Below are 22,512 nucleotides of genomic sequence, written 5' to 3' on the forward strand. Positions count from 1 at the left end.
GATTTCTGCAAGAAGTCTAATATAAAAGATAAAGTTGTTTATGGATGTCCCTTTATTATCAATGACCCTGCTCGTCAAATTCTTGTTGGGGTGCGTTTTTCGGTGAGGCTTCTGTCAAAGGTTTGACGACGCGGGCGATCGCTTCTTGTACAAACGCCTTCACAAACTCATCTTTGCGATTGAGTTGAAACTGTCGCTGGACAACTTCGGTAATGCCGCCGTCACCCCAATCTTGATCGTGGCGGAAGTATTCAATGAAACTTTTACCAGCAATGCGGGTGAGGTAAGCTGCGGTAACGCCTTGAACTGCTTTCCCAATCGGATAGGCGGCGACACTCAGTTGCAGTACCCTGGAGAGCAATTCTATCGCTCCTTGAACTATTCCCAAACTTGCCAAAGTTTTCCCTAGAGAAAGCGCTAATTCGCGCCCCCGATCCATATTCAGTTCGCAACCGTAAATTTTGCCAATTTCTACTACCATTTGGGCATTTACGGCAGCAGTTGCCAACAAATCTACCACTGGCAAGGGAGTAACGGCGATGACACCTGCACCAATCCACTGATAACGTTCTACTATTTTGTCGGCTTGTCGGCGGCGCTGGGTATCAAGTAGTCGTCGCGCTTCTTCTCCCAGTCGCTGAGATTGCAGTAATATGTTGTCTGCTACCAAGTCTTCACCTTCGGCGCGGAGAACGATTGCCATGCGGCGGATTAAGGGCATGACATCGGGTTCGGGTTGAAAGGTTTCTCCGGTTTCCAATTTTGCTGGTTGAGGATTGGCAGAAATTGCAACGACATCAGATGTGGAGATAAATCCGCGTACTCTTTCTCGGAGACGGGCGAGTATGGTTTCTTTGTCGGTTTCTGTGTAAAGATCGGTTTTGTTGAGGATAAGAAGCGATCGCTTGCCAATTTCCGCTAAAGTTCGCAGCGGTTGATATTCCGATTGTCGCAAGTCATTATCTACCACAAACAGCAATAAATCGGCTTCTGTTGCCAATTGTCGCGCCAGTTGTTCTCGTTGCGTTCCCGCCACACCCGCTTCTAAAATTCCTGGCGTATCCGTGACCAGAATTTCCCGATTTAATCCTTTCAACTTGAGAACGTAAGTTTCCCCTACCTCTGTTGTACCCATTGGCGCGTCTACTCTGCCCACCATGCGCCCAATTAAGGCATTTACCAGAGAAGTTTTACCAGCGGAACCCGTACCAAAGACGACTACCAACAGTTCCCCACGAGACAAGTTTGCCTCAATTTCGCGCGATCGCTCTAGTAAAGCCTGCTTAGATACCTCATCCTGAATTTGCGCTACCTGCTGGCGCACAGCTTTAAGAGTTTCCTCAGCTGCTTCCGTCTTCGCTTCCGGGACTTTCGGAAGTCTGCGGCGTGATGAGCGTTTTGGCTGCCCAAACAAATTTACATAATATATAAATGCGCCAATTATCGCCCCCAACAACACAATCACCAACAATAACAGCAGATTCGCCAGCAGGGGGGCTGTGAAGGAGATTTGAATATAAAGCCGATATAGAGAGTTTATCAGCCACAGCATCAGCCCCAGGATTAAACTGAGGCCAACTAATAGCGTTAATAAGCGCGACAAAGGCATGAAGAAGTTTAGTAATTTACTTTAAATTTTAGAAAAACAGCGGCGCAATCAGAGCTGTCAGGAAAGCAAATTCAGAATTTACACGGATCTTCTTGCCACACCCTACTGCCATAATAAGCCTGAAACTCAAAAAGCAGGTTATAGTATCAAGCATTTCCCTAGGCAAATAGTCGGTGGTGATGGATGTGGAATAGGGGATGACTTGTGAAAACATGACGCTTGCTTAAGCAACTTACCAGGTAAACATACCTTCGTATCGCTCACAGGAGCAAAATCGTGACTTCTAAGCGTGACACCAGAGAGACTCAGCTACCCTTAAGCAAGTGGATCGCTCAGTTGAGTCGTCGCCTAAGTATTAGTAACAAAATCAGTTATGGATATGCGCTTACCCTTGGCATTGCCGTTGTAGGAACAACTGCCGGATTTACCATTGGAGATTCCTTTGAACGAACGGCTAGAGAGCAAGAAGAACACGCTCACCAAGAAATACGTCTTCTGCATCGCTTGCAAACGGGCATAATACAGGCACGAACGCATCAACAACAGTTCATACCTTTGATGGATGAACCAGAAAAATTCCAAGAAGAATACTCGCATTTTCTGCACCATGCCGCTGAGATTAGTAAAGTATTTCTGGAAGTCAAATCTTTTGAAGAGCAGACCCCTCTTAAAGACGATCCCAATACTGAGGATATAGAACAGTTTCTGCAAACCTACGAAGATGTACCAGAAATTTACTTTCAGCAGATAAACCAACTTTTAAAGCAAATCGATCCGCTTAATTTAAAGCCAGGGGAAATTGATGCCGCCCAAAAAATACTTTTAAAGTTTACGAATAGCCCTGTAGCACTTAAATTTGATGGGTTCTCAGATGATCTCACAGAGCTAATTCAATCCGCTTATCAGGAGGACGCGCAAGCACAAACTGCCCTAAGTTCTGCGGAAACGATTCGAGTGCAGATCATTGCCGCAAGTATATTTTTATCAGTTGTATTCGCTGCCCTTTGTGCTGTTTTTACGAGTCGCGCGATCGCACATCCTATTCTAGCAGCAACATCGGTTGCTGAGCGCGTCACCAAAGAAGCAAATTTCGACTTGCAAGCACCAGTTACAACAACAGATGAAGTTGGAGTTTTAGCCAATTCTATCAACCAACTGATTCAACAAGTCAAGTGCCTTTTAGAAGAACAAAAAGCTGCCACACAAACCCAGCTGCTTCAGAGTGAAAAAATGTCCAGCCTTGGAAGAATGCTGGCGGGAGTTGCCCACGAGATAAATAATCCCGTTAACTTTATTTATGGCAACATCATCCATGCTAGTGAATACATTGACGAACTGATAGCACTTCTGGAAACCTATCAAAACGAAATTTCTAATCCTTCCCGAACTATTCAACAGCAAGCCGATGAAATTGATATTGAATTTCTCAAAGAAGACTTGCCTAAGCTATTGCAATCAATGAAATTTGGAGCAGAACGCACTAGGTCAATTGTTCTCAGTTTGAAAGATTTCTCTCGCTTAGATCAGACAAAAGCCACCTTTGTAGATTTGCACGCCTGTATCGATAGTACGCTGCTAATTCTAAACCATCGTATCAAGAATGAAATCGCGGTACAGAAAAACTACGGCGACATCCCAGCAATTGAAGGTTATACAAGTTTGCTATATCAGGTATTTATGAATTTGCTGAGTAATGCGATTGATGCCTTGGAAGAAGTAAAAGGGTCGAAGGAAATTGTCATCTCCACAGAACTCATAGACAAAGACTGGGTTAAAGTAAAAATTTCTGATAATGGTTCTGGCATTGCTCCAGAAAATCAGGCGAAAATATTTGATACTTTCTTTACAACGAAACCGAGAAGCGTTGGCACTGGTTTGGGTTTATCGATTAGCTATCAGATTGTCGTAGAAAAACATGGTGGTAAGTTGAGCTGCCTTTCCCAATTAGGGAAAGGCACAGAGTTTGCGATCGCTTTACCCGTCAAACATGAACCTAATAAAGCACTAACTTAAGCAATTATCTGCTATTAGTTAGAGGCGATTGCCTCCGAAAAGTGAGACATTTGAAAAGGTGAAAACTGAGTACAAAGAAAGATTATGGGACTTTTCGACCAAATTTTGAATGCCATCGACGATCCGAATCAAGCTGCCAGTCCGGGACAGATGTCTGGTATTTTCAATACCGTGCAGCAGGTGAGTAATAGCTACGGTGCCGATCCTTCATCCGTTCAATCTGCCATGTCGATTGTCGGAAACTATGTTCGCTCTGCTTTACAGCAAAAGCAAGCTACCCAAGGCCCTGAGCAAGCGGAAGCCTTCGTCAATCAATATAGCGGGTCTTCTCCCAACCCTCAAGCCGTAAACGCCCTTTTTGGTGCTTCTCAGGTGCAGCAAATCGTCCAAGCAGTTTCTCAAAGGACAGGATTGAATGCTGGCATGATTCAGCAGATGCTGCCAATTTTGGTTCCCTTGGTGCTAAATTTCCTACATACTGGCTCCCATACTCAAAGTGGGCGCGGGTCTAATCCTGTGCTGAGTGCCTTCTTGGATGCTGACAGGGATGGGGATGTCGATATCTCTGATGCCATGAGCTTAGCCGCTCGCCATTTCATGCGATAGTCAGGCGATGGTAAGGTAGCGATTGTCTGGAATGTCAATCCCGCAGGAGGCTAACTGCTTCTATTCTTCTGGCTTTTCCTCAGAACTGGGACGCCGGATGTAAGCATCCCTTGGTTTCCCATACCGTTGTCGCTTTTGTGAACCAATCTTAGGTTGCTCCTCGGCTTTTTCTTCAGGAGTTTTTGCAGGGCTTATCTGCGGTGCTACATCATCTTTGGCTTTTGACCAGGAAACTACCCAGCCTCCAGCTAAACCACCAATCGCCCCAATAAAGATACTTAAAGGTACTGGGTAGCCTAGCAAGGAAAAGCTAACCAGGAAAAATAACCAATACTTCAATGCCGATGAAAAACCCGCTGAAATTCGCGCAGTGCTTTTATTAGTCATTAGTTATTAGTTCACGGCTAATGGCTAATAGCTAATTGCTAATGGTAATTGACAGTTATATCCGGGAAGTCGCAGGCAAGATGCCTGCGCTACTATTAGCAATTAGCTATTGAGTGCTAACAATTTAATTGTGACTCCCAATCTTGGGTTGTGTCTAAAGTTTTTACATAAGGTTGTTCCGACTCGGTGAAGGGTTCAGCTGCGGCTTGTTGTTTAGTCAGTAGGTCAGCGGTAGCATCAGAGACATCTCCCGTGCGAGAGGAAACGCGACCTTGGCAAACTTCCATCGGTGCGGTGCAGTGGAGAATTGAAAGAGGCAGCTGGTGGGAATTAGCCCGAGCGATCGCATCTTGTCTCAACTTCTTTTTATCGTACTTCGCATCAAGAATTACCGACCAGCCAACACTTGCCAGCTTAATTCCCAATTCCAACAAGCGGCTGTAAGTCTTCTCGGTCATTTCGGCTGAGTAAAGGTCTGCTCCACCTGGCTCGTCCAATGGTACGCCCGCAAGGTGTTTTCGCACCGCATCCGAGCGAATGTGAATCGCCCCCGTGTGCCGCGCTAGGTGACGCGCTACGGTACTTTTACCAGAACCTGATAGTCCTGACATCAAAGTTAGTTTCCCTTGGCTGGAGCCGCTTTGAGCGGCATACGCCGGAGACGGCGATCGCGTATATTCCCAAGCCAGCTGATAGTATTTCGCCGCTGTCACCGCAGCAGCTTCCTTCTCGGCGGCGGGAACAGAGGGATCGTCCAACAAGAAAGAAGTCACCTTAGCTCTGACATAGGCTTGACGGCTCAAGTACAAAGGTAAAACCTGCAATCCTTCCCAATCGCCAATCTGCTCCACATAAGTATTTAGATAGGCATTGCCCAGGTCAGGACGCGATCGCGCATCCATATCCATCACCGCATAAGCAATGTCAAACATCACATCCACAAAGCGGAAAGGTTCATTAAATTCAATGCAATCAAACAACAGAATTTTGTCTTGCCACAAACAAATATTTCTTAGATGCAAATCCCCGTGGCATTCCCGAATCCAATTATTTTTAATTCTACTGGCAAAAACTTCTTCACCAGAGGCAAAAAATTTATCTGTATACTGCTGAGTTTCCTCGTAATGTTCCTGAGTTTGAGGCCCACCAATATAACTGGCAGTTTGCCGATAATTCTCATCAATCGCATCGCGAACCTGGGGAATTTCGCCAAACTTGCGAATATAATCATCCGTATGGGCTTTTTCATGGAATTGGGCGACAATCCGCCCCAAATCTTCCATATATTTTTCTGTCAGTTCGCCCCGCTCAAACATATTGCTAAATAGCCCTTCCTGCGGAAACTGCTGCATTTTTAGCACATATTCCACTGCATCAGTACCGCCTAACTGATATTTTTCCCCAGCCTGACTAATCGGCAAAATTTCCAAATAAATTTCCGCTGCACCGCGCTGATTCAGCCGAATTTCTTCCTTACAGAAATGGTGCCTTTTATCCAAAGTCGAGTAATCCAAAAAGCCAAAATTCACTGGCTTTTTAACTTTATAAACATAATCGCCAGTCAACAGCACATAAGAAACGTGTGTTTGAATCAGTTCAATTGGTTCTATCACGGGGTGCGGATAAAAACCCGGTTGCAACATCTGCTGAATCAAAGGGGGAAAAGAATTCTCAGTCATATTTTTTGCGTTTTTAGCGTCTTAGCGGTTAAAAAAAAGCCAGGGGTTAACCCCTGGCTATACAGATTAACGAAAACTGAGATTTTGCACCAGCATCAAATCGAGGTGCCTCAATCTTCTCATTCCAGGGCTGAGCCTGGGAACGAAAGCTGGGAGGTGCCTCCCCCCTGTTGCGAATGGTGCAAGATGTCAGAAAAACCAACCTCAATTATTCGGATTGGGTTGCCTCTTCAGTCTCTGTCTGTTCAGTGCTGATTTGCGGCGGGAGAACGCTGACAATTACTTGATCTGGCTCGCCTGAAGCTGTAACGCCTGGAGGCAAAACCAGTTCATTGATATGCAAGGCATCACCAACCTGCATATTAGAGACATCAATTTCAATTGAATCTGGGATACTTTCAGGCGCACATCGCACTTGAAGTTGTGTAAGCACGGGGTCTAATAAGCCGCCTTCTTGCTTGACACCAGCTGCCTCTCCCACAAAATGCAATGGCACCTCAATATCCAGGTCGCCATGAGCGGCGACCGCAAAAAAACTGAGGTGGTAGAGAGAGTTTTTCCAGGGATGCTTCTGGACTTCTTTTAGCAGGGTCTTACCACTCCAAGAGATTTCAGGAATGTTGAGATCGATCAGAGTGTTGTTAACAGACGACTCTCTGAGTAAGACTTCAGCCTTTTTGACAGGCAAGGTCAGGGAAAGGGATTCAGTTCCTTTGTGACCGTATAAAACTACTGGGATTAACCCACTGCGACGAAGCGCATTTGGCTTGCTGCCTTCGGGTCGCTTTTGACATTCAACTGTAACTTGCATTTTCGTCGTTTGTTAGGTGTTCAGGGAAAAAGCTAATTGCTAATCGCTCATAGCTAATTGCTAATTGGTGAAGTCTTCCGATTAGCCATTAGCTATTAGCCATTAACTATTACCTATGTGATGTCACGGGTGTGCCGTTGGCGTGTAACAGCGCCCGCTTGGGACCGTGGATCGGATCTTCTACTATAATCGTTTGATCGCGGCTAGCGCCGAGAGAGACGATCGCAATGGGGACATCCATCAACTCTGCTAGGAACTTCAGGTAAGAAAGTGCCTCTTTGGGTAAGTCTTCCAGAGTGCGGCACTCAGCGGTCGATTTTTGCCAACCGGGGAGGGTTTTGTAAATCGGCTGACAATTGGCAAAGTGACGGGCGTTGCTAGGAAAATCTTTCGTCGTTTCGCCATCAATCTCATATGCGACGCAAACTTTGATTTCCTCTAGTTCGTCCAATACGTCCAGCTTAGTGATGGCAAGACAGTCCAGACCGTTAATGCGGACAGCATAGCGACCAATCACAGCATCAAACCAACCGCAGCGGCGTTTGCGTCCTGTTGTGGTGCCGAATTCAGCACCGCGATCGCATAACATTTCCCCTACTACCCCATCCAGTTCCGTAGGAAATGGCCCTTCTCCCACCCGTGTTGTGTAAGCTTTCGCCACCCCAATCACGCGGTCAATCATTGTCGGCCCTATGCCAGTTCCCACGCAAGCTCCACCTGCAACTGGGTTCGAGGACGTAACGTAAGGATAAGTCCCGTGATCCAAGTCTAAGAGCGTTCCTTGAGCGCCCTCAAACAGAATATTTCGCCGCCGCTGAATGGCATCGTAAATTTTCAGGGAACTGTCTACCACATGGGGACGCAAACGCTCAGCGTACTCTCTGTACTGAGCAATCACCGTCTCTGCATCCAACGGCGGTAAATTGTAAAGCTTTTCTAAAATGACGTTTTTGTACTCAATTGTCCAGCGCAGTTGCTTTTGCAACCCTTTTGGGTCCATCAAGTCTAAAATTCTAATTCCCGTTCTCTCCGACTTATCGGCGTAAGTCGGGCCAATACCGCGCCCGGTCGTGCCTATTTTATGAGTACCCCGACGCTCCTCGGATGCCTGATCAATCATCCGATGATAAGGCATCGTTACATGGGCAGTCTCGGAAATCAGCAGATTCCGGGTGGAAATATTCAGAGCTTCCAGCTGATCGAGTTCTTCTATCAGCACCTGCGGATCGATGACCGTACCACAGCCAATAATGCACTCGGTGTCAGGATACAAAATTCCAGACGGAATCAGGTGCAGCTTAAATGTCTGACCCTGCACCACAACGGTGTGTCCAGCATTGACACCCCCTTGGTAACGTACTACGACATCTGCTGACTTGCTCAGTAAATCGGTTATCTTACCTTTGCCTTCATCGCCCCATTGGGCGCCAATCACAACTACGTTAGCCAAGGGTTTATTAAAAGTGCTAGAGTTTTCACAAATTACAATTATTAACAGATAGTGATATCGCTGTCAATACAGAGTTAACAATTCGCAGTCAAGCGTCTGCCTTCATTAAATGCTTGTTAACGAAGCTCTTGGCGGCTCTGCCTCCCGATTCTTGTTGCTTGTGTTGCAAAATGTCAAGCTCATATCAACTAAACCGCAAACTAGTAAATAGAAGAGAATCAAATGTCTTTATATGCTGAACTACACCGCCATCTAGGCGGTTCGGTTGTACCTCGCGTTCTCTGGCGATATTTCCATCGCAGCGATCGCGATCTGGCGCAACGGTTTCCTGAGTATCCTGAGTTTGAGGAATTTTATACGCGCCCGCGCAATACTCTTGATGAGTATTTAGAACTGCATACGCTGGTAGAAAGTGTCCAAACAGCCCAAACGCTGCCTTACTTTATCTATCGGCTGATTCGGGGTGCTTACATTTTTGAAAATTTGGCATATTTGGAGTTGCGCTATACGCCTTATCTCCGAACACCAGACCATTTGAGTCAGTCAGAACGGATTGAGAAAATGGCGGAAATTGTCGATATTGTAGGCATTTCCAGCCGAGTGCCTGAGTATCCCATTGTCACCAGCCAAATCTTGTGTATGCACTCGCGGTTGCCTTATGAGGTGAACCGGGCGATTGTTGACTTGGCTTCCCAGGCTAAGGGGTATGTATGTGCGGTGGATATTGCCGGGGGAGATGCCCACTTAGCCGAGCGTTTGGATGAATTTGTGGGATTGTTTGAGTATGCGCGGAGTCTCGGTATTAAAACCACCGGACACCTGTTTGAAACTTCATCTGGCTGTTATCCCCAACTGCTACCCTATTTGATGCGAATTGGTCACGGCATCCAAATTCCCCTAAAGTATCCTGAATTACTGCCCGAAGTGGCTCAACGCAATCAGTGTTTGGAAGTTTGCCCGACCACGTACCTGAAAACAGGCACGCTTGAAGATATGCGCCAACTGAAACTGGTTTTCGACCGCTGTTTTGACGCTGGGGTAGACATCGCCATCTGCACCGATAATGCTGGCTTGCACAACGTGCGTTTGCCCTTTGAGTATGAAAATCTGCTGACTTTAGATGTGATTGGTTTTGACCAGTTGCAAGCTTGTCAAGAAGCAGCTTTCCGCCATGCCTTCGCTTGGCCTTACGCTCAGCGTCCCGCCTCTATTTTGACAGGGTTGCTGCAAACTGAATCCGGCGATACTTTAGCAATTGGTGGGTAGGAAAAAGACCTAACCCCTAGCCCCTTCCCTTTCAAGCGAAGGGGAAATTAAAACCCCTCTCCTTTTAGGAGAGGGGTTTGGGGAGAGGTTAACACCCTTGTAGGGAAGAAGTAATCATTGGAAAAAGGAAGAGACAGAATTACCGCCTTCTGCCGCTTGAACCAAAACCGCGACTGCGGCTAGGAGCGCGCGATCGCCCACCACTGCCAAAACTTGGGCTTCTCTCGGCACGGCTGGGAGTAGATCTATTAGAACGGCGCAGAGTGCTAGTACCGTAACCTGATCCTGTAGCCCGACCGCTTCCGGTTGCAGGTGTTCGGCGCACCGTTGGTTGATTGTATGAAGGCGATCGCAAGCGTCCAGTAGTCCGGAGAACTTGACGATTACTTACAGCTGGTGGCGGCGCTTGGTAGCGAGTTTGGTATTGCTGAACCGCTTGCCCATAAGTGCTGCCATATCCGCCATAGCCTCTGAGAACTCCGCCTGGTTGGTAAACTGGCGGCACATAGTAACGCGGAGAAAACAACAAGCTGCCCACAGCTTGACCAGCCAATGCTCCTGCAAAAGGAGTCCAGAAGCTAGGTTGCTGACGCACGACTACGGTTTGAGGTTGACCTGTTTGTGGGTCGGTTCGAGTTTCGGTAACGTTGTGAATGTATTCAATTTTGAAGTCTTCTGGTATGTGTAGAGATGCCTGACCGTTATCCATCTTCAGATAACCTTTTTGTCCAGACTTAATTTCTTCGTCGGTCAGACGAGCCATCTGCAAATCTGTATTGCGATAAACAGACGGTGTGCCAGGAGGGGTATTGAGCAACATTACACTATATTCCCCATTGGCATCATTGTAAGTAGCCTGTTGTACGGGATATTGTCCCTCACTTAATCGAGTTTGAGCGGACGTTGTGTTGAAATCCCGATTTTGAGATTGGGTAGGAGGAGGTGTTGGCGCACCACAAGCTAATGTGGTGAAACACAACGTCATGGTCATTAAAAAGATGGTAAATTTTCGCAACATAAACCGGGATAATGATTTGGGATTTTTGATGCAAGGATTTTGGATTTATAAATTTCTATTTTTAGATTTGGGATTTTGGGTAAATTGTTATACTCAACAATCTATAATTTTTCCCATCAACCCCAATCTAAAATCCAAAATCGATTAGAGGGGAATCAGTTCTGGAAAATACTCCAACAGTTGATCGCTTGACAATTCATCGCCCAACTGTGCAGGAGAAAAATGAACTTGAATAGCCCGCAATTTTTCCTGATAGTGGACATTTACCAAGGCTTTTAAACCTTGTTTGAGCGCATCAATATTTGCCAGGTCAGTTTCCAATTGCGGTACTTCACCCTCGTAAGCCACTGTAAGCATTACAATCAAGTTCCGGGTTACAGGCAATGATAACGGTTCATTTCCCCTGCTAGGATTTTGACTGAAATCAGGTTCGCTCAGATAGCGTTCGGCAGAGTCAGTGAATAGTTCATTCACATAGTCTCCGGCTTCACCTTCATCCCAGAAAACATCGCCTTCATTCGCTGCTGATTGCCAGTAAATATCGTTTTGTAATAAATTCTGGCAAATTTCAACCAATCCTTCCCCTAAGATTGTAATATCGCCGTCGGCTTCGACTGCCTCCCTAGCGGCACGATTGAGGACTCCCAGGAGAGGCGCAACCTCTGCACCTGCTAGATGGATAAATATACGACAGACCGCAAAGCGGGTTTTGCCACTGATTCGATTAAAGCGATCGCGCCAAGAAGAAGTCATGACTTGCCACCAACTGCAAACAATACTCACCTGAGTATATTTTCTACTTTAGGGGGCGCGTCGCCGATAGCCTTCTACCAAGAGAAGCAAATAGACCCTGGCGAATGTAATTCGCGGCTACACAAACTCTCGTCCGCCTGCGCGGACTAATAAATTTTAACCCGCGCACCATTCAGGTAATCCCCTGGCGAATGTAATTCGCGGCTACACAAACTCTCGTCCGCCTGCGCGAACTAATAAATTTTAACCCGCGCACCATTCGGGTAACGCCAGTGTAGCTGCGATTAGGAACATCGCCAAGTTACAAAAATGAGATGCACCCGAAGCGATCGCGTCAATTATTCATTGTGTCAAAATCGGGAAACACTCTGGATAAATCGAGAGACAAATCGGGGAACCCTGGTAAAGTAACAATAGTATTAGATAGAAAAATTCGTTTACTGGCATAACCAAAGTTGCCTTGCAAGTCTTGATAAGGTTGACTATAAACTTCTAGGCAACTTGCTACTAAATTGAATATCCAGTAGTCAGAAATTCCCGATTCAGCGTAAAGAGATAATTTCACTTCCTGGTCATACTTAAGCGTAGAATCCGCAACCTCAGCTACGAGTAAAATATCAGATGGACTGGGATGATTCGATAAATAACGATCTGGACGATAACGTGCAATTACTAAATCGGGTTCAGGTTCGCTATTGGGAGGTAGGATTATTGGTTCTTGTCCTCGGACTATTGCTTGTCTTTGCAACAAAAATGTGACTTCGCAAAGCAAACTTGTATTGCAAACGGTGTGGGGGGTTCCTTTAGCTACCATTTGCATCAGTTCTCCCTTGATTAACTCTAGGCGGTCATTTTCGGTGAGGAACCCCAATTCAATGAGGCGATGATATTCCTCTAAAGTAAAACGTTTGGGAGTAACAGTGGTGATAGTAGCCATAAGGCAATTAGTGAGAGATTGCGATCGCATTCAACGACCAGTTTACCTTGAACAATTTTGTCGCTGATACGCCAACTCGGTTGCTAATTGGATCGCTGCTTTCATGGAAGTAGCATCAGCAATTCCAGTCCCTGCAATATCAAAAGCTGTACCATGATCCGGTGAGGTGCGGATGAAGGGAAGACCGATAGAAGTATTAACCGCACGGTCAAAAGCCATCAGTTTTACTGGGATTAAACCTTGGTCGTGATAAAGTGCAAGATAGCCATCATGAGCAGATGAAATGCTAGAACCAAACCAGGCTTGACCAGGCTTGACCCACATGGTATCTGGGGGAATCGGGCCGTCGAGTTGCAGGTGCGGACGTTTTTGGCGTTCTTGTTCTAGCCAAGGAATTAACCAGTCTATTTCTTCTCGTCCGAGTTGTCCTTGTTCGCCGCTATGGGGATTTAAACCCGCGATCGCAATCTTTCCCTTTTCTATCCCAAAATCTTCCCGCAAGCACTTTTCCAGCAAATCTAGTTTCGCTGTCATCAACTGCGGTGATAATGTTTGGGCAACTTGACAAAGTGGAATATGTGTAGTAGCAAGTAAAGTGCGGAGCGTCCAGCCAGTATGAGGCGATCGCGCTACAAACAGCATTCCAAATTTATCAACACCAGCGCGGATGGCTAAAAGTTCCGTTTGACCGGGGTAATGATGTCCAGCAGCTTTCCAAGCAGACTTGGCGATGGGTGCAGTGACGATGGCATCGAACTCGCCGGAAAGAGTTCGTGCGATCGCAGTTTCCATATAAGCAAAACTAGCGGCACCACTGGCAGCAGTTCCAGTACCAATTGTAATTTCCGAATCCAGCGGCACATCGATAATAGATAACTCTTTAGTCTGCGAAGGCCGGCTTTGTTCGTATAGCCGCGACTTCAGTCCGGCTTGAAACAGCGCAGAGGTGCCAACCACTGTAATATCGCAATCTTTAGTGACATCCGGATCTGCCAGCGCCTTTAGCACCACTTCTGGCCCAATCCCGGCTGGATCTCCTAATGTAACAGCCAACCGGGGACGAGTTTGCTGTTGTGTGAAATTGGTTGAACTTTTTGTAAAGAAACTTGTCACAGCTTTCAGTTTAAAATACGACTAACTTTAAATTCACCAACGTTGGAGTTTGCAACCGATGACCGAAGAGATTGTCAAGGCAGCTATATTGTCCTTTTCCTTGATTTTAGTGGGTCTGGGCATGGGCTTTTTGTTACTCAAAATCCAAGGCGGCGAAAACGAGTCCTTGTAGGGGAAAATTCTTCATTCGCACAAAAGGCGACACGCTTAAAGCTGCGTGTCGCCTTTTGCGATACTTGTTTAATTTTATAACTCGCCTGTGGCATTGCCATGAGGCGAAAATTTCCTGTTTTGACAGTGGGGAACAGCACAGATAGCCCCTATGTTACGCGATCGCATCCTTCCTGCCATTGATCCCAGCTTCCCGGCTTTTGTAAACTTTCTTAGAGTTAAACCTGAGATTTCTGATAACATCTTATAGAAAGATTAAGATTCCTTACTAATTTATCTAGATGACCGTATTAATAGTCGGTGCCACCGGCACCTTAGGAAGACAGGTGGCTCGTCGGGCAATAGAAGAGGGCTATCAAGTACGCTGTATGGTACGAAGTGCTAAAAAAGCCGCATTCTTAAAAGAATGGGGCGCTGAACTTGTACCAGGCAACCTCTGCGAACCGGAAACCCTCAAAGCTGCCCTCAGCGGAGTAACCGCTGTGATTGATGCAGCAACCTCTCGCCCCACCGACTCCCTGAGTATGAGACAGGTAGACTGGGATGGCAAAGTTGCACTGATTCAAGCAGCTGCGGCGGCGGGTATTGAGCGTTTTATCTTCTTCTCAATATTGGATGCCGAAAAGTACCCCAATGTGCCGCTGATGGAAATCAAGCGGTGTACAGAACTTTTTTTAGCCCAATCAGGATTAAATTACACAATTTTGCGACCAAGCGGCTTTATGCAAGGGCTAATTGGTCAATATGCGGTGCCGATTTTGGATGGGCAAGCGGTGTGGGTGACGGGTGACACCTCTCCTATTGCCTACATGGATACTCAGGATATCGCTAAGTTTGCAGTTGCGGCTCTGCGGCTTTCGGAAACAGAAAAGAAATCTTTTCCAGTGGTAGGATCTCGTGCTTGGGGTGCATACGAAATCATCCGCTTGTGCGAACGACTTTCGGGGCGGCAGGCAAAGGTATCGCGGTTGCCTCTGGGTTTACTACGTGGGGTTCGTTCCACTGCCCGCTTTTTTGAATGGGGCTGGAATTTAGCTGATAGACTAGCTTTTGCCGAAGTTTTGGCCAGTGGCAAGCCGCTAAGTTCCTCGATGGATGAAGTTTATCCTGTCTTCGGGATAGACAAAGAAGAAATCACAACCTTAGAAGCGTACCTGCAAGACTACTTTAGTCGAATTTTGAAAAAGCTTAAGGAAATAGATTACCAAACATCCAAAAATAAAAAGCAGAAGAAAAAGATGCCTTTTACATTCTGAGCTAAATTTACAGCAGTAGGGTGGCATTGTCCACCCTACTAATTACCGATCCCAAGTTAGTTGCTTACTTGTTAATTTTTAGTTATTAGATAACTAAAAACCAAGATAAACAAATAGCAAATAATGAACCATTACCGGACTCGAAGCGTGCCTAAAGCAGGGATTATCTACAATGACATCAAACCTGTAGCTTGTCGTGCGGCAGTGGAGTTGAAAGACAAGCTGGCGGCAGATGGTTGGGAAGTTTGCATGGCAACGGGTTCCGGTGGGATTTTGGGTTACTCTCGCCCGGGTGGTCTAGTTTGTCATACACCGATTGATTCGTTGGCTCCCCCTGGATTTGATGCCGAGATGTCCTTTGCGGTGGTGTTGGGGGGAGATGGCACAGTGTTGGCGGCATTTCGCCAAGTGGCACCCTGCGGGATTCCCTTGCTGGCGGTAAATACGGGACACATGGGTTTCTTAACTGAAGCTTATGTGAACCAGTTGCCGGCCGCCCTGGAAATGTTGAAGACTGGAGAATTTGAAATTGAACAACGGGCGATGCTGTCGGTGCAGCTGTTTCGGGATGATTGCCTGTTGTGGGAAGCGCTTTGTCTGAATGAAATGGTGATTCACCGTGAACCGTTAACGAGTATGTGCCATTTTGAGGTGGTGATAGGTCGTCATGCGCCTGTGGATATTGCGGCAGATGGTTTGATTATCTCTACTCCGACTGGTTCGACGGCTTACTCGTTGAGTGCTGGAGGGCCAGTGGTGACACCAGGGGTGCCGACTCTACAGTTGGTGCCGATTTGTCCGCATTCGCTGGCATCTAGGGCTTTGGTGTTTGCTGATAGCGAAACGGTGACAATTTTCCCAGCTAATTCTAATCCACTGGTGATGGTGGTCGATGGGAATGCAGGGTGTTATGTGTTGCCAGAAGATCGGGTACAGATGCAGCGATCGCCTTATTCGGCTCATTTCATTCGCCTGCAACCACCTGAGTTTTTCCGGATTTTGCGGGAAAAACTCGGCTGGGGTTTGCCTCACATTGCTAAACCAACATCGGTTGAGTTGCCATAAAAGCTAATAGCTAAAGGCTCAGAAAGCCTTTAGCTATTAGCCTTTAGCAAAAGTTAACATAAATAAGCCGGAAAATCTCCAGCTTTCGGTATCCCCCCTCTGATAGACTTCTAACTGGAATCGCCAGATAAAACGTCGCCAAATCAAGCACTTGGGAGGACAGTCTTCGTGGAAAATACGCTGGGATTAGAAATTATAGAGGTAGTTGAGCAAGCTGCGATCGCATCGTCCCGATGGATGGGCAAAGGCGAAAAGAACACGGCTGACCAAGTAGCCGTGGAAGCTATGCGGGAGCGGATGAACAAAATTTATATGCGGGGTCGCATTGTCATCGGCGAAGGCGAACGGGACGACGCTCCCATGTTGTATATCGGGGAAGAAGTTGGCATTTGCACCCGCGAAGATGCCAAAACTTTCTGCAACCCAGATGAATTGATGGAGATTGACATTGCCGTTGACCCTTGCGAAGGCACCAACTTGGTTGCCTACGGTCAAAATGGTTCAATGGCAGTGCTGGCGATCGCTGAAAAAGGCGGTTTGTTTGCAGCTCCTGACTTTTACATGAAAAAGCTGGCAGCGCCGCCAGTGGCACGGGGTCATGTAGATATTAACAAGTCCGCTACCCAAAACCTGAAAATTCTCTCCGAGTGTCTGAACCGCTCGATTGAGGAACTGGTGGTAGTAGTGATGGATCGTCCCCGTCACAAAGAGTTGATTCAGGAAATCCGGCAAGCTGGTGCTAGAGTGCGCCTGATCACCGATGGTGATGTCTCTGCTGCCATCTCCTGCGCCTTCTCCGGTACTAATATCCACGCTTTGATGGGAATTGGTGCTGCACCAGAAGGCGTTATCTCAGCCGCCGCCCTGCGCTGTCTAGGTGGACACTTCCAGGGCCAATTGATCTACGATCCAGATGTGGTGAAAACAGGCTTGATTGGGGAGAGCAGAGAAAGCAACATTGCGCGACTCAACGGGATGGGTATCACAGACCCAGACAAAGTTTACAACGCTGACGAACTAGCCTCTGGCAAGACGGTTCTGTTTGCAGCTTGTGGCATTACCCCTGGAACACTCATGGAAGGTGTCCGGTTCTTCAAGGGAGGAGCAAGGACTCAAAGCCTGGTAATTTCCAGTCAGTCGCGCACGGCTCGGTTTGTGGATACTATCCATATGTTTGAAGAGCCAAAGCAGCTGCAATTGAGGTAATACGTTAATGACTAATGGCTAATGGTTAATTACAATTAGCCATTAGTCATTAGCAATTAGTCATTAGTAATTAGCAATTAGTAATTAGCAATTTAGCAAATGAATATTGCAGTCGTAGGTCTTAGCCATAAGACAGCGCCAGTTGAAATTCGGGAAAAACTCAGTATTCCAGAGGCAGCGTATGAAGGTGCGATCGCCCACGTTACCAGCTACCCTCATATTCAAGAGGTAGCGATACTTAGCACCTGTAATCGTCTGGAAATCTACATCGTCGCTCAAGAAACTGAACAGGGAGTCCGGGAAGTTATCCAGTTTCTCTCGGAATACAGCAAGTTACCTATGCACCAGTTGCGGCAACATTTGTTTATGTTGCTGCACCAAGATGCTGTAATGCACTTGATGCGGGTGGCAGCTGGGTTAGATAGTCTGGTGCTAGGAGAAGGGCAAATCCTAGCTCAGGTGAAACATACTCACAAATTGGGGCAGCAATACAAGGGTATCGGCAGCGTCCTGAATCGTTTGTTTAAAAGTGCGCTCACGGCTGGGAAGCGCGTCCGCACCGAAACCAGTATCGGTACTGGGGCAGTCTCGATCAGCTCGGCGGCTGTAGAATTAGCTCAAGTTAAAGCGCAGAATTTAGCAGCTTGTCGGGTGGCAATTGTTGGCGCTGGGAAAATGTCACGGCTTTTGGTGCAGCATTTAGTTGCAAAGGGAGCTGTCCACATCACAATTCTTAACCGAACTGTGGATCGGGCGCAAGAATTGGCGCGTCAGTTCCCAGAGGCGCAGTTTCAACTGTATCCGCTGTCAGAAATGATGAGCGCGATCGCCCAATCGGATTTGGTGTTTACCAGTACCGCTTCTGTTGAACCCCTATTGAACCGCTCAAAGCTGGAAATTCACATAGAGGCGCATCGGTCTTTGATGATATTTGATATTTCCGTACCGCGCAATGTGGACGGGGATGTCAAGGAAATGCAGAACGTGCAGGCGTTCAATGTGGATGATTTGAAGGCGGTAGTGGCGCAAAATCACGAAAGCCGTCGCAAGATGGCAATGGAAGCGCAAGGGCTGCTAGAAGAGGAGGTGGATGCCTTTGATGTCTGGTGGCGATCGCTGGAAACTGTTCCCACTATTAGCTGTCTGCGCGACAAGATGGAAACTATCCGCGCCCAAGAGTTAGAAAAAGCTCTATCCCGCTTGGGGACTGAGTTTGCAGAAAGACATCAAGAAGTCATCGAAGCACTAACTCGCGGAATTGTTAATAAGATTCTGCACGATCCGATGGTACAGTTGCGATCGCAGCAAGATATCGATGCCAGACGCAAAGCGATGCAATCGCTGCAAGTATTGTTTAACCTGGATGTAGGTGAACAATTTAGCTAATGGTCAATGGCTATGAACAGCCATTAGCAATTAACATAATGAATCGAATTTTCCGATTAATTGTACTGCTACTGGGGGTTTGGCTAGGTTTCGATCTAGTCGCACACCTAGTAGCAGATGTTTTTTGGTTTCAGGAAGTCGGGTATTTAGCGGCGTTTCTTCTGAGGATAAAAACTCAGCTGTTGTTGGGGGCGATCGCATTTATCGTTACAGCAGGCTTTTTACTGGGCAATTTATATCTCGCCCATCGTCTCAAATATCCCAACGAGATTCCTTCAACCCTCCTAAAAAAGGGGGGCTTTTCTCCCCTCTTTTCAAGAGGAGCTAGGGGGGATCAAATCTTAACCGAATATAGGGGAGAATCCTTTTTTTCACCCAGTCCCCAATCCCCAATCCCCAGTCCCCAATCCCCAGCCTCCAATCCCCAATCCTCAGCACTGAAATTGCGATCGCTTCTAGTAATCACCATCGCCCTCAGTTTGCTGATTGGGTTAATGTTGCTGCACTATGGTCAAATAGCCGTAAGCTATTGGCATCCAAATCTCAACTTGCCTAATATATCTCCACCCGTGCCAGTGTGGATTAAGCCAGAGTTGATTTTGGTTCAGATTAGGAAGATACTATCTAACAGCTGGCAGATAGTTGTAGTGTTGATATCCGCGGCGCTAGTTTTTAGTTTTCCGCAGTTTTTGGTAACAGCGATCGCTGTTGTCATAAGTTTATTTTTTGGGTTGGTTCTCTCAAGTCATTCAGCGAGAGTTTTACAGTTTTTTCATCCCATAAGTTTTAATAGCATTGACCCCTTATTTGGACGCGATATCAGCTTTTACGTATTTAGTTTGCCAATTTGGGAGTTATTGGATTTTGGGCTTTTCGGACTATCTTTATTTGGTTTAGTAGCAGTAACTCTGACATACTTAACCTCCGGGAACAGTATTAGTCAAGGCATATTTCCGGGATTTTCTAAAGCGCAACTGCGGCATTTGTACGGACTGGGGGGATGTTTATTTAGCGCGCTGTCCCTGCATTATTGGCTGTCGCGCTATCAATTGTTGTATTCCACCAGTGGCGTTAGCTATGGTGCCAGTTACACTGATGTCGCAGTGAAGTTGCCGTTGAATACAGGTTTGAGCATTTTGGCGGTAGCGATCGCGCTTTTCCTGTTTTGGCGAACAAGGCAATTTAAACTAAAAATTTTAAAATTAAAATTCTTTTTAATTGCATTCTTAAGCCTTCATATTTCATTTTTCATTGTCTTACCCTTCGTAGTACAACGCTTAGTTGTTCAGCCTAACGAACTCCGCCGAGAAACACCTTTTATTAAACGCAGCATCGCTTTCACACGTCAAGCATTCGATCTAGAGGATATTGAAGTACAAACCTTTAATCCCACAGATCAACTCACCGCAGCTGATTTGCAGAATAACAATCTAACGATCGATAATATTCGCCTTTGGGATACACGACCACTTTTGCAAACTAATCGCCAGTTACAGCAAATCAGACTTTATTACAAATTTCCCGATGCTGATATCGATAGATATACTTTAAAAAGTGAGGCTATTGCTCCAAAAACGCCCCCAACATCAAGACAACAGGTACTCATCGCTGCACGAGAATTAGACTATACCGCCGTTCCCCAACAAGCGCAGACTTGGGTAAACGAACACCTAGTTTACACTCACGGTTATGGTTTTACCCTTTCTCCAGTAAATACAGTAGGCCCAGGCGGACTACCAGACTATTTTGTAAAAGATATTGGCACGGAGGCGGGTGAAGCTGGCACTTTAAAGACATCTAGCGAAGCAGTTCGAGCTAGTATTCCTATTGAAACGCCTCGGATTTACTACGGTGAAATTAGCAACACCTATGTAATGACATCAACAAGAGCTAGAGAGTTAGATTTTCCGAGTGGCGACGATAATGTTTACAATACTTATGATGGTCGCGGCGGTATTTCTATCGGTTCTTGGTGGCGGCGGTTGTTGTTTGCCGAGTATTTGAAAGACTGGCAAATGCTGCTGACGCGGGACTTTACGCCAGAAACTAAGTTGTTGTTTCGCCGTAATATTAATCAGAGAATTCGAGCGATCGCGCCTTTTTTACGATACGATGGCGAACCTTATTTGGTAGCTGCTAATACTGGCGACAGCGAGACTCAAAGTTACTTGTACTGGATTGTGGATGCTTATACAACAAGCGATCGCTATCCCTACTCAGATCCAGGCAAGTATGACTTTAACTATATGCGGAATTCCGTGAAAGTTGTTATCGATGCTTACAACGGTTCTGCTAACTTCTACATTGCCGATCCTACAGACCCAATTATTAATAGCTGGAGTGCTATCTTTCCGGGACTATTCAAACCCTTAAACGAGATGCCAGCTACCTTACGCAGTCATATTCGTTATCCGATGGACTTTTTCACCACCCAATCGGAACGATTACTAACATACCACATGACAGACCAGCAGGTGTTCTACAACCGCGAAGATCAGTGGCGCATTCCGATGGAAATTTACGCCGCCGAACAGCAAGCAGTAGAACCCTACTTTCTAATTATGAGACTGCCAACAGCCCAGGAAGAAGAATTTATCCTGCTGTTACCCTTCACCCCTATTCAACGCAATAACTTAATTGCTTGGTTAGCGGCGCGTTCCGATGGTGATAACTACGGTAAGCTGTTACTCTACCAATTTCCTAAGCAGGAATTAATCTATGGAACCGAGCAAATTGAAGCGTTGATTAACCAAGATCCGGTTATTTCCCAACAAATTTCTCTGTGGAATCGTCAAGGTTCAAGAGCAATTCAAGGGAATTTATTGGTAATTCCAATTGAAGAATCGCTGCTTTATGTTGAACCTCTTTATTTAGAAGCAGAAAGAAACAGTTTACCGACTTTAGTGCGCGTGATTGTTGCCTATGAGAACCGCATCATCATGGCAGAAACTCTCGATCAAGCACTCCAGGCTATCTTCCAACCAGAAAACCCGTCAACTCCTCCAATTATCCGTCCAGTGGAGGAGCCAGCTTTATAGCACCAAAGGCACCAGCAGCGATTTATACCTAGAGTACGGTATCGGACAGAACAAGGATTTTCAAAACTATATACTAAATACAAAAGCCTGGCGTAAAGGTGCAACAAGTCTATTGCTCTTGATACGCGATCGCTACTACTAAAACAAGTTAAAGAAGTCGCTATTGAAGTAGATGTACGCATACAGAACGGAAATTGAGGATACCGTAGAGCTTTTGCAAGAGCAAGTAGAAAGCTTAAAGCAAGAGCTGGATTACAAAGAGTTAGAACTGCAACAGATACAGCAAGAATTGATTTTTACAAATCAGGAGCTATGTGCTGTACTCGCAGTGAAGCAGCTAACTCTTGATGAGGCTAAGGAATTAGCTAAAAGCATTTTGGCAAGCCAGAATATTACTGGCGAATCTCTGTGTGAACTCCTCAGTGCTATCTATGGTACTCCAGTCAAAGCCGATGAGTTGCAGCAAATAGACACAGCAAGTTCTATTACTTGTCTGACAAACGCTCACCCTAATAATGCACCTGACCCTCTCAGGGGAGGTGAACTTAGAGCTAAGTTTACATCGCTGGCAGAGCAAAGTGATAAACTTCAAGCTCGATCTAACAGGCTTAGACAACAAGCTAATGAAGTTACGGCTCACTGTAGAAAGCTCAAAAGTCAGCTTCATGAATCTGCCAAGAATGTTAGTTAGCGCTCACCCTAAAGGATGGCGCTACACAAACTCTTGTCCGGCTACGGATACTTTATT

At 46.2% G+C, this 22,512-nt stretch carries 20 protein-coding genes; 10 read left to right on the plus strand and 10 right to left on the minus strand.

Annotation, left to right across the window (positions count from 1 at the left end; genetic code table 11):
* Window positions 1–58: 58 nt before the first annotated feature.
* Window positions 59–1,609, minus strand: a complete 1,551-nt coding sequence (locus NDI42_RS03705) for a YcjF family protein (RefSeq protein ID WP_190451416.1) — start codon at window positions 1,607–1,609, stop codon at window positions 59–61.
* 276 nt (window positions 1,610–1,885) lie between these two features.
* Between NDI42_RS03705 and NDI42_RS03710 the strand changes: the two genes are divergently transcribed.
* Window positions 1,886–3,622 carry a sensor histidine kinase gene (locus tag NDI42_RS03710; protein ID WP_199310955.1) on the plus strand — a complete coding sequence of 579 codons (1,737 nt, stop codon included), beginning with the start codon at window positions 1,886–1,888 and terminating at the stop codon, window positions 3,620–3,622.
* Window positions 3,623–3,706: 84 nt separating this feature from the next.
* Entirely contained in the window at window positions 3,707–4,228 is a 522-nt protein-coding gene (locus NDI42_RS03715; RefSeq protein WP_190444018.1) for a DUF937 domain-containing protein, read from the plus strand.
* A 60-nt stretch (window positions 4,229–4,288) separates the two neighbouring features.
* On the opposite strand, the gene NDI42_RS03720 is transcribed toward NDI42_RS03715, so the two are convergent.
* The 4 genes from NDI42_RS03720 to NDI42_RS03735 form a co-directional block, all read right to left on the minus strand.
* Window positions 4,289–4,615 (minus strand): hypothetical protein, encoded by a 327-nt coding sequence (locus NDI42_RS03720; protein ID WP_190444017.1) that lies wholly within the window; start codon window positions 4,613–4,615, stop codon window positions 4,289–4,291.
* Between the two features lie 116 nt (window positions 4,616–4,731).
* The gene (locus tag NDI42_RS03725; protein WP_190451418.1) at window positions 4,732–6,294 is read right to left on the minus strand and encodes a bifunctional aminoglycoside phosphotransferase/ATP-binding protein; all 1,563 of its coding nucleotides are present in this window, start codon (window positions 6,292–6,294) and stop codon (window positions 4,732–4,734) included.
* 208 nt (window positions 6,295–6,502) lie between these two features.
* Window positions 6,503–7,105, minus strand: coding sequence for a 50S ribosomal protein L25/general stress protein Ctc (locus NDI42_RS03730; protein WP_190451420.1), 603 nt, complete (start codon window positions 7,103–7,105; stop codon window positions 6,503–6,505).
* 109 nt (window positions 7,106–7,214) lie between these two features.
* Window positions 7,215–8,555 carry an adenylosuccinate synthase gene (locus NDI42_RS03735; RefSeq protein WP_190426958.1) on the minus strand — a complete coding sequence of 447 codons (1,341 nt, stop codon included), beginning with the start codon at window positions 8,553–8,555 and terminating at the stop codon, window positions 7,215–7,217.
* Between the two features lie 222 nt (window positions 8,556–8,777).
* Here NDI42_RS03735 and NDI42_RS03740 point away from each other — a divergent pair, with 222 nt between their 5' ends.
* Window positions 8,778–9,821 carry an adenosine deaminase gene (locus tag NDI42_RS03740; protein ID WP_190451422.1) on the plus strand — a complete coding sequence of 348 codons (1,044 nt, stop codon included), beginning with the start codon at window positions 8,778–8,780 and terminating at the stop codon, window positions 9,819–9,821.
* 139 nt (window positions 9,822–9,960) lie between these two features.
* On the opposite strand, the gene NDI42_RS03745 is transcribed toward NDI42_RS03740, so the two are convergent.
* The 4 genes from NDI42_RS03745 to pdxA all read right to left on the minus strand — a co-directional run bounded on the left by NDI42_RS03745 (window position 9,961) and on the right by pdxA (window position 13,642).
* Entirely contained in the window at window positions 9,961–10,839 is an 879-nt protein-coding gene (locus tag NDI42_RS03745) for a hypothetical protein (protein WP_190451425.1), read from the minus strand.
* A 144-nt stretch (window positions 10,840–10,983) separates the two neighbouring features.
* The gene (locus tag NDI42_RS03750; protein ID WP_190451427.1) at window positions 10,984–11,592 is read right to left on the minus strand and encodes a DUF1517 domain-containing protein; all 609 of its coding nucleotides are present in this window, start codon (window positions 11,590–11,592) and stop codon (window positions 10,984–10,986) included.
* 334 nt (window positions 11,593–11,926) lie between these two features.
* A complete protein-coding gene (locus NDI42_RS03755) occupies window positions 11,927–12,520 on the minus strand; it encodes a Uma2 family endonuclease (protein ID WP_190451482.1) in 594 nt (197 codons plus the stop codon).
* A gap of 51 nt (window positions 12,521–12,571) precedes the next feature.
* Window positions 12,572–13,642 carry a 4-hydroxythreonine-4-phosphate dehydrogenase PdxA gene (pdxA, locus tag NDI42_RS03760; protein ID WP_190451430.1) on the minus strand — a complete coding sequence of 357 codons (1,071 nt, stop codon included), beginning with the start codon at window positions 13,640–13,642 and terminating at the stop codon, window positions 12,572–12,574.
* A 58-nt stretch (window positions 13,643–13,700) separates the two neighbouring features.
* On the opposite strand from pdxA, the gene petM reads away from it, so the two are divergent.
* Window positions 13,701–13,814, plus strand: coding sequence for a cytochrome b6-f complex subunit PetM (gene petM / locus NDI42_RS03765; RefSeq protein WP_190426950.1), 114 nt, complete (start codon window positions 13,701–13,703; stop codon window positions 13,812–13,814).
* A 74-nt stretch (window positions 13,815–13,888) separates the two neighbouring features.
* Here the strand turns inward: petM and NDI42_RS03770 are convergent, their stop codons facing one another.
* Window positions 13,889–14,056: a hypothetical protein gene (locus NDI42_RS03770; protein WP_348231364.1), complete on the minus strand. Its 168-nt coding sequence runs from the start codon at window positions 14,054–14,056 to the stop codon at window positions 13,889–13,891.
* A 38-nt stretch (window positions 14,057–14,094) separates the two neighbouring features.
* Here NDI42_RS03770 and NDI42_RS03775 point away from each other — a divergent pair, with 38 nt between their 5' ends.
* The 6 genes from NDI42_RS03775 (at window position 14,095) to NDI42_RS03800 (ending at window position 22,455) form a co-directional block, all read left to right on the plus strand.
* Window positions 14,095–15,069, plus strand: coding sequence for an SDR family oxidoreductase (locus tag NDI42_RS03775; protein WP_190451432.1), 975 nt, complete (start codon window positions 14,095–14,097; stop codon window positions 15,067–15,069).
* A 147-nt stretch (window positions 15,070–15,216) separates the two neighbouring features.
* Window positions 15,217–16,134, plus strand: a complete 918-nt coding sequence (locus NDI42_RS03780) for an NAD(+) kinase (RefSeq protein ID WP_190451484.1) — start codon at window positions 15,217–15,219, stop codon at window positions 16,132–16,134.
* 168 nt (window positions 16,135–16,302) lie between these two features.
* Window positions 16,303–17,340: a class II fructose-bisphosphatase gene (gene glpX, locus NDI42_RS03785; protein WP_190451434.1), complete on the plus strand. Its 1,038-nt coding sequence runs from the start codon at window positions 16,303–16,305 to the stop codon at window positions 17,338–17,340.
* Window positions 17,341–17,439: 99 nt separating this feature from the next.
* Entirely contained in the window at window positions 17,440–18,726 is a 1,287-nt protein-coding gene (locus NDI42_RS03790; protein ID WP_190451436.1) for a glutamyl-tRNA reductase, read from the plus strand.
* Between the two features lie 38 nt (window positions 18,727–18,764).
* Complete coding sequence (locus tag NDI42_RS03795; protein WP_199310958.1) at window positions 18,765–21,764, plus strand: UPF0182 family protein; 3,000 nt, start codon at window positions 18,765–18,767, stop codon at window positions 21,762–21,764.
* A 172-nt stretch (window positions 21,765–21,936) separates the two neighbouring features.
* Window positions 21,937–22,455: a hypothetical protein gene (locus NDI42_RS03800; RefSeq protein ID WP_190451439.1), complete on the plus strand. Its 519-nt coding sequence runs from the start codon at window positions 21,937–21,939 to the stop codon at window positions 22,453–22,455.
* Window positions 22,456–22,512 lie beyond the last annotated feature (57 nt).

Source organism: Funiculus sociatus GB2-C1, from assembly GCF_039962115.1.
GTDB classification, from domain to species: domain Bacteria; phylum Cyanobacteriota; class Cyanobacteriia; order Cyanobacteriales; family FACHB-T130; genus Funiculus; species Funiculus sociatus.